This window comes from Metabacillus litoralis (assembly GCF_007994985.1).
GTDB classification, from domain to species: domain Bacteria; phylum Bacillota; class Bacilli; order Bacillales; family Bacillaceae; genus Metabacillus; species Metabacillus litoralis.
This window is the reverse complement of record NZ_VOQF01000015.1, coordinates 81,895-90,078: the sequence shown is the minus strand read 5'-3', so window position 1 is coordinate 90,078 and position 8,184 is coordinate 81,895. Positions and strand designations below refer to the sequence as shown.

Annotated in this window: 8 protein-coding genes; 1 reads left to right on the top strand and 7 read right to left on the bottom strand. The window is 32.1% G+C overall.

All coding sequences use genetic code 11. From position 1 onward, the window contains the following. Positions 1–160 precede the first annotated feature (160 nt). The 4 genes from FS935_RS19625 to FS935_RS19610 all read right to left on the bottom strand — a co-directional run bounded on the left by FS935_RS19625 (position 161) and on the right by FS935_RS19610 (position 3,260). A complete protein-coding gene (locus tag FS935_RS19625; protein WP_146950334.1) occupies positions 161–1,042 on the bottom strand; it encodes a hypothetical protein in 882 nt (293 codons plus the stop codon). Positions 1,043–1,077: 35 nt separating this feature from the next. Next, entirely contained in the window at positions 1,078–1,911 is an 834-nt protein-coding gene (locus tag FS935_RS19620; protein WP_146950333.1) for an SPL family radical SAM protein, read from the bottom strand. Positions 1,912–1,947: 36 nt separating this feature from the next. After that, positions 1,948–2,325: a hypothetical protein gene (locus tag FS935_RS19615; protein WP_146950332.1), complete on the bottom strand. Its 378-nt coding sequence runs from the start codon at positions 2,323–2,325 to the stop codon at positions 1,948–1,950. 707 nt (positions 2,326–3,032) lie between these two features. Beyond that, a complete protein-coding gene (locus tag FS935_RS19610) occupies positions 3,033–3,260 on the bottom strand; it encodes a DUF2187 family protein (protein ID WP_240050974.1) in 228 nt (75 codons plus the stop codon). Between the two features lie 357 nt (positions 3,261–3,617). Between FS935_RS19610 and FS935_RS19605 the strand changes: the two genes are divergently transcribed. Then, positions 3,618–4,580 (top strand): D-2-hydroxyacid dehydrogenase, encoded by a 963-nt coding sequence (locus FS935_RS19605; protein WP_146950331.1) that lies wholly within the window; start codon positions 3,618–3,620, stop codon positions 4,578–4,580. 52 nt (positions 4,581–4,632) lie between these two features. Here FS935_RS19605 and FS935_RS19600 read toward each other — a convergent pair whose 3' ends face one another. From FS935_RS19600 to FS935_RS19585, 3 genes are all read right to left on the bottom strand, one after another. After that, a complete protein-coding gene (locus FS935_RS19600; protein ID WP_146950330.1) occupies positions 4,633–4,968 on the bottom strand; it encodes a hypothetical protein in 336 nt (111 codons plus the stop codon). Between the two features lie 92 nt (positions 4,969–5,060). Next, entirely contained in the window at positions 5,061–5,654 is a 594-nt protein-coding gene (locus FS935_RS19595; RefSeq protein ID WP_146950329.1) for a hypothetical protein, read from the bottom strand. 1,268 nt (positions 5,655–6,922) lie between these two features. Further along, positions 6,923–7,858 (bottom strand): aldo/keto reductase, encoded by a 936-nt coding sequence (locus FS935_RS19585; protein WP_146950328.1) that lies wholly within the window; start codon positions 7,856–7,858, stop codon positions 6,923–6,925. Between the last annotated feature and the right edge of the window lie 326 nt (positions 7,859–8,184).

The window sequence follows — 8,184 nt, the reverse complement described above, 5'->3', positions numbered from 1 at the left end:
CGAACTCATTTTACCCAAGTTGCCTAAAGAAATAACCGTGTCTAACTTTAAGGGGTCACTTCACTTTGATTCGAATAAGGTAAGGGTTTTAATAGAATAATACTAAATATGTTTAGTGTATTTCTCATTCCTGGAGAATTGCTAAAATACAATAATAGATCTACCAATTAATAGAGCCTTCAGAAATACCTTCTGTTTCATATGTGATTCCATATCCATCCTTCAATGTAACAAGAAGCTTGACATCGCCTATCTCTTTGCCAACATTCTCTTTAAGATCAATGAAAGTATTATAATTTATACTTTCATTATAAGAATCTGAAATATAATGAAGATTTTCTTGTTCTTTTAATAAATCCCATTGTTTAATACTTTTACCATCAAAAAATAACTGAGCTTTAGCACTTTGTATTTTCAACTGATCATTATTTTCAAATTCGAAAAATTCATTTTTAACGGTATTTTGAATGTAGATATTAATATCCATCTGCCCCTCACCAGCTTGGTGAACAAATGCGTCTGTTGTTATTCGTTGATTCAAATGTTCTTTAAAAGGCAGTTCTACTAAACTTTCAGATCTTTTCCCTGAGCTTGAAGTTGCCACAACCTGTGTTTCATAATTACCGTCAAGGTGAAAAGAAGTTTCAACTCTATAATTTAGATTATTAGCTTGAGTTGGTTGAAGCTCAGTCCAATTTTTCTCTGTTTTTTCACGGTACAGTAACGTAACTTTTTCACCTTGAGCTAACTCTCTCAAACTCCAATCAATTACAACGTCAATTTGATTTTCTTCAATATTTACAGAATTTATCTGATATTCTTTCTTTTGAATCCACAGCTGATTTTGTACGAATTCTGTAAGTTTCATATCTATTTGAGAAGAAATATCTTGAACAGAATAATTTACATTCGATAGTTCGTTTTGCATAGAATCAACTATTTGCAGCCGTTCTTCTAGTTTACTTATTTTGATGTAGCTTAGTATGTTATAAATAAGAAGAATTCCGATTATAGTAAATAAAATCGTGTCTTTTTTTATCAAGAAATCCCTCCTTACTATTAATAATTTGGTAAAATCTAATTTCCATCAGGGCTAAATCCTTTTTTTGAAATCATTAGTTCAACTTGAGAATTCTGTAGTTCTTCCTGCATCATCTTAAGCACCACTTTATAAGCCGTTGGATTATACCACTTCTCTAATCCCATTTGTTTATAAATTTTATAAACTCCGAGTTTTTCTGTTCTTTTCCCTCCACTTCCATCACCCATCCAAAAATCATCTATCGTTACTCGATTAGCAATGTGTTTTAGTTTTTGAGGGAAATCTCTTGAACAAGGTAGCAATGGTGCAATTGTTGCTTGTGTCATAATTCCTGCATCTGTAATTTCTTTTATAGCAGCTATCCTTGCAGGAATAGGAGGCGCAGTTGGCGAAAAAGCCTTTCTCACCTCTTCTTTATCTGTTTCGATTGTCATAGAAATTCTTATTTTATCACCGAACTTCTTGAATAAATCAAGGTCTCGCTTTACTAATGGAGACCTTGTTTGAACATGAATGAAATCAGGCTGTGCCTCTAGCATGACTTCTAATAAACTTCTTGTTAACTCTGTTTTTACTTCAATTGGTTGATACGGATCAGTAGAAGAAGACATGAAAATCGTTACAGGACCTTTTTTCTTAGCTTTCAGCATATCTTTTTTCAAAAGCTCTGCCGCATTACCTTTGATATCAATCCATGTTCCCCACTCTTGTTCACGAAATAGGGATACAGGAAGCTGTCTTACATAACAGTATTTACATCCGAAAACACAACCAACATAAGGATTTAAAGAATGAGTAAAATCATCTATTGCACCTTTTGCAGGAGTTAAAATACTTTTTGAGACAATATCTTTAAGCTGTATTTTCATGTTGATTACCTCGTTTTCTTTCACACTTGCTAGTAATTAAAAATTACTTGTCTTTTTTTGTATCCAAATTCTACGTGCATGATCTCCAATTATTTCATATATTTTGTCCATGGTATATTCATTATAATTATCACCATATTGATAATCATCAATCAAATCACTGATTTCTTGCCAATTCATCTGCTGCTCGTACAACTCATGTTGAATTGTAAAAGTATAGATCTCTTTCACAATTGACAAGGCATTACTATTGGGCAATAACAATTGTGAATGAATCTGATTAATATGATAATCAAAGCATTGTTCTTTACTTGGTTCATCTTGTTGCAATGCTTTCATAACACCCGCAAACATCTCTTCTATTTCAAATATATTTAATGGTTTCTTTATACTCATACTAGCTAACTTTTTCACTTCGATTATATCACTTTTTATATGGTGATAAGCCCAATCTACATAATCTGATGCTTGTACAATACGTGTATATTTTTTGAAGTATAATTCTAAAAGATTTATATAAAACACCCCAAATTAAAGAAAGATTATAGATATGATTGATTTACTCCTGTACTATAAATTCTAAGCACATCTTCTTCATCAGTTGGAAATCAATTACTTTTAAAGCCGAAATAATATTTAAAATAATAATAGATCTTTCTTTATGAACTGTAAACTACAAATCTCTTAATAAAAAGTGATTTCACCGTTTGTCGCGTTTTCTCCATGCGGACAATCAATTTTGACACATAAAACATATTGCTTATACTCAAATTCATAGACATAGAAAGGCTTTAACTCAAACAATTTTTTCATACGCTTTTTCTTTAGTAATGGTTATTTTATCAGGAGCTTGAAATCAATTAAACATCAATTTGATAATACCAATTTTTGTTAACCGTTAATAGTACTAACAATAAAGTAAAATAAAAAAATTAGATTTAGATAATGTTTTCTGATTTTTCTTTCCTTAATTTGAAGATATCACGCTTGTGAAATTAGATTAATATGCAGGTTATTTTGTGGTTAAAGTAATGGAAGTGTTAAGGGGTACTATAGCTTGAATATTTCTAATATGTAGAATCCAATTAGTGGCAGGGTAAGACCTGCCACTCTCAATAAAATCAACTTGAACTTATAATTTTGTAATTTTTATGATTAACAACCGTTTTTAATGGTTCATCTTTTTCTTTTGATCGACCATATTGAACCATTACAGAATTATCTCTTATGCCTGTTACTACACCTTCATGAGAAATATCTTCCCGTTTAAAGGAAATTACATCGCCAATTTTTGCAATGTCCATCCCATCACCTCGCCATTTAGATTGTCCTAAAATAGCACGATACATACTATTTTGCTACTTTATAGTTGTAATTTTCCCTTCTTTTTCAGAAAATAATATAGAAAATTACTTTATTTAATATTAAGCTTTTCAGCTCAATGCTGCAACAATAGAGTTAAATTATAAGCTTGGACTTTGTTAACAACATATCTCCTCTTCTGTTCTGCTTTTGAACCCATTTCAGTCTTATAGAAAATTTATTCTGCTAAATATTCATGCAACTTTTCACTCTTTAAATATGATCATGATATAATTAAAAGAGTATTCAGTGATTATTAGTTGGAGCTGTAATTTCTGATATATTCTAAATAATATCAATCGTTAACAACCCAATTAGAAAAACACTGTGAATGGGGGCTAAATATCATGAAAAGAAAGCTTGTTATCACACAAAATCTTAACGAGCACTTATTACATAAAGTTATTGACATTCTTCCAGACTGGACCATTATTACTGGTAGTGATTCTTCAATTTGGGAACCACATCTTAAAGATGCGGAGATAATCGCAGGCTGGAAAAAACAGATGGAGGAAATCATTTTAAAAGAAGATATCAACTTGAAATGGCTGCAAACCTGGAGTGCTGGTGTAAATAAGGTTCCCTTAGATTATTTTCACGTAAAAAAGATCCACCTTACATCTGCGAACGGTGTTCACGGGTATCCTATTTCTGAAACGATTTTCGCATATATGTTATCATTCACAAGAAAGCTTCATACATACGTTCGTCAGCAAACACAACAAACTTGGCATCACGCAAATATGAATCAAGAACTTCATGAAAAAACTGTGGGAATCATTGGTGTTGGCCATATTGGAAGAGAAACAGCAAAAATTGCTAAAGCGTTTAGGATGAAGGTTTTAGGAATTAGAAATTCTGGTGAGCAGGAAGAATTTGTTGATGAAATGTACACTTCTTCTGATTTACATAAGATTCTTCCACAGTGTGATTTTGTAATCGTTACTTTGCCTTTAACACCTGAAACTAAAGGTTTATTTGGAAAAGAGGAATTTGAACTTATGAAGTCTTCCTCTATCTTTATTAATATTGGACGTGGAGCAATTGTAAAAGAAACTGAACTAATTGAAGCACTTGAATCAAAACAAATTGCCGGAGCTGGTTTAGACGTTTTTGAAATAGAGCCACTACCAAAGGAAAGCCCCTTATGGAAGATGGAAAATGTCATCATCACGCCACATACTTCAGGTAGTACAGAATACTACAACCAAAGAGTTTTAGAAAATATCTTTATTCCTAACCTGCAAGATTATCTTAATGGTAAACAACCCTCTGTAAACTTACTTAATTTTGATAAGGGATATTGATTATATAAAAAAAGGAAACTAAATACTACTATCGTTTCCTTTTTTTATGTGTTTATCTAGTAAGAAATCCTTTTCCAACAACAGTTTCTTTGTCTAAATCAACAAAAACTGTAAGTTTATCTTCTTTTTCGAGATTGTTAAATGTAACAGAGTAAACCTGTTCTTTATCATAATCCTTATGAAACAATAACCTGTTCTCTTCATCCACATTTATTTTTTCTACTGTTGAATCCTTTGGGCTGACAGGAATGGAATTCTGTTCTTCCTTTGTAAGGCTATTAAAGGCAATCAACTCAATTGGTAGAGATGATTTAGAATCATAAACCATACAGCCAGTTAACATTATGTTTAGTAGAAAGAGTAACGGCAAAACTGCAAACTTTTTCATATATCCCTCCTTGCTTATAATAGACGGTTTTTTATAACCTGAAGTTTCAGATTCATACTAAAATTTACGGGATTTTATATGACAAGTTTAAATTATCCTTTTTCACTATAAAGGATCGCTACTTTTCTAAATACAAAACGATTAACAGCCTTCAACGTTAATAAACTTAACTTAAGCCAAATCCAGCTATACAAAATGGAGAAAGCAAATATATAAAGCAATATTTTACTATCAAAATTTGTCGTAACAGATGGTCCAAGAATAGGAAATTGAATAACATAAAGTAAACATGTAATACCTAAGGTCAAACAAAAGCTAGAAAACACAGTAATCAATACAGAATTTCGGAGAATTTTCAAGCCAATTCCTAATGAAAGTCCGAGTAATCCAGTTGTAAACGAAAAAATCAGCAACTCACTTGGTTGGGTGATTGCTAATAAAAGGATCGTAAGGATATATGTCAGAAAGCCAATTTTCAACGATATAACTGATGCAACAACAATCGGCAAGGTTGTTAATATACTTACTACATAGCCAATACCAACAAATATACCTGCCGACTGAAAAATACAAGCAAGAGACGCTAATATTGCGCCTAAAATTAATTTCGTTGTTCCTGTATACATATTGCTTTTCATTGATTTAATTTCATCTCGATCGTCTAACAAGCTCTTTAACCATTCCATTGCTTCACCACCCCCCTTCTAAAAAATGCTATTTTAATCCTTTTTAGACCATGATAAGATCCTTTTAGATACTTTCTGTATAAAGAATTGATATAGGAGCCATTTCTAGCATGTATTCTTGTAGTAAAAGCTGGTGCATTGTTTTATCGTGTGCCACCTTAAACGTTAGAGTAACAATTTCTTTTATTCCTAGTGAAAGACCTAATTGCTCAGCAACTGCGAAAGCACCCAAAGCTTGTAGATTTAAAAAAAGCAGATGATGTAATTCTCGCCAAGATCCAACTGCACCAGCACATCAAATCACATTCCAGTCGGAAAAGATAATCCTGCAGCAACAACTTCAACTTTAATCCTTCAGGGACATTAATATCGTCAGGATTAATATAAGGTCTAGCACTTGTAGACAAATGGAGAACCTGTTCTTTTATTTTTTAGTTGAGATCTTCATCTTTATTAGCTCCTTTTACACAGCCCAAATTTTTACTATGATGGAAATATCAATTTAAGTATCGGCAAATAATGGAGGAACTATTCTATTCTTTTATGTTGACAAAAGAAAACTAAAAGCAAGTAGCGAACGTCACTTTCATAAAGTAGGTTTCTGGTGAGAAAAAAGTATGGTTTTTTAGCTATTTTTATTTATCTTAGTTATGTGTGTTCTTTTATTTCCATATAAGTCATTAGCAACATCTTGGGCATATCCTTTTGTTGTTTGGGATGGATACATTTATGTTGTACATGATGAATATGTAACCGAAGTTGATCATGTAATTGAAATGTTACTACATTTTCTGATATGAAACAGTATTCTGGGAACTTTTCTAATGCATATAAAATAGGTACTAAATATTATTCAAGAAACAATCGCTATTGAAGGTGGTGATGGAAGATTTACAAAAGCAGATACATTTGATGATGGGAGTTTTCAGTGTCTAGGAGCAGTAATTGTAACATTCTTTTTAATAATGGCTCTGTTAAACTTTGTTGTTGATTTCCGTTACAGGCATTCGCTTTCCGCGGGCGGTCCGGGAGCCTCCTCGGCGCAAGCGCCTGTGGGGTCTCCCTTTGACACGCTTCTCCCGCAGGAGTCTCATGCCTTTCACTCCAATCAACAATGTGCTAAAAATCAACATTAACCTTTAACATAGCCTTAATAATAATAATCAATATTTATATTATTGAGAAGAAAACGAAAAAGTAATTAGTAAAAAAACATCTACCCTTAAGGAAAAAATAGATGTTTTTAATCTTATTTAGTAATAGATATTTTACTTTAAAATCTCTTTAATCTCTTTTAGATCATGCTGAGTTAAGGAAATCTCACTTGCTTTCACATTTTCTTCGACTTGTTCCTTCCTCTTACCACCTGGGATAACAGAATCTATCCCTTCTTGTGCCAATAGCCATGCTAAAGCAAGATTAGATACATTTGTTTCTTTTTTAGCAGCAAATTCTTTTAGAAAGTCAACTTTTTTCAACACACCTTCAAAATTCACTTCATTAAATAATGGTACAGAATGTCTCCAGTCACCTTCTGATAATTTAAAGTTGTTTGTATAATGACCACCAAGTAGACCGAATGCAAGTGGACCATAAGGAATAAATGAAATATTATTTTCAACACAATACGGAAGTGAATCTTCCTCAGCAGAGCGGTCAAGCATATTATAAGCTGTTTGCAATACAGAAATGTCGTTATGAGCATTTGCTTCCTTTAACTGATCTAAAGTTAGATTAGAGACTCCAATAGCTTTTATTTTCCCTTCCTGTTTCAGCTTTGATAATTCACCAATGCTTTCAGCTAATGGTGTAACATCGTCGGGGAAATGAAGATAATATAAATCAACATAATTCATTTTTAATCGCTTTAAACTATTTTCTAAAGCATCGCGAAGATACGCTGGATCATTATTAATTTTTACTGTACCATCTTCATACCAATGGTTGGCCCCCTTAGTTGCAATAACGTAATCTTCTCTGTTGAAGCCAGAGAGTACTTCTCCAACCAATTCCTCAGAACGACCTTTACCATAAATATCAGCTGTATCGATAAAAGTGATACCAAGATCTAAAGCTTTGGCCACCATTTGCTTACCTTCTTCTTCATTTAAATTAGTAAATAAATTATGCCCTCCAACAGCATTTGTACCAAGTCCTATTTCAGAAATACTTATGTTTGTTTTTTTCAATGTATTAAATTTCATTATTCTAATCTCCTTTTTTGCTTATTAGTTTAATGTATTAAATGGTGAGTTTAGAAAAACTAGTTTCTTTAAAGAACTTATTTCAACAATTATATGGAGTTTCCTTTATTTTTTTGAGATTGTGGCTGCAACAGGGATTTTTTCTGTGTTAAGAGCTTCATCTGCGGAACGAAGTCGTATAGCTTCGATTTTTTGTTGTGTTAAGGTCATCATCAACGGTATTTTATATAGGTTCTAAATTAGATACTGTATTCTTAACTTTTTTATCATTTACACGAAAAAAAGCTAAGGTATACCCTTAGCTTTTGAAATCAAGTTCTCGTGTA

What these genes read in the sequence shown, in the direction of transcription:
- FS935_RS19600 (WP_146950330.1), bottom strand. Translation starts at nt 4,968, where the DNA reads ATGAAAAAGTTTGCAGTTTTGCCGTTACTCTTTCTACTAAACATAATG.
- FS935_RS19595 (WP_146950329.1), bottom strand. Translation starts at nt 5,654, where the DNA reads ATGGAATGGTTAAAGAGCTTGTTAGACGATCGAGATGAAATTAAATCA.
- FS935_RS19620 (WP_146950333.1), bottom strand. Translation starts at nt 1,911, where the DNA reads ATGAAAATACAGCTTAAAGATATTGTCTCAAAAAGTATTTTAACTCCT.
- FS935_RS19585 (WP_146950328.1), bottom strand. Translation starts at nt 7,858, where the DNA reads ATGAAATTTAATACATTGAAAAAAACAAACATAAGTATTTCTGAAATA.
- FS935_RS19610 (WP_240050974.1), bottom strand. Translation starts at nt 3,260, where the DNA reads ATGTATCGTGCTATTTTAGGACAATCTAAATGGCGAGGTGATGGGATG.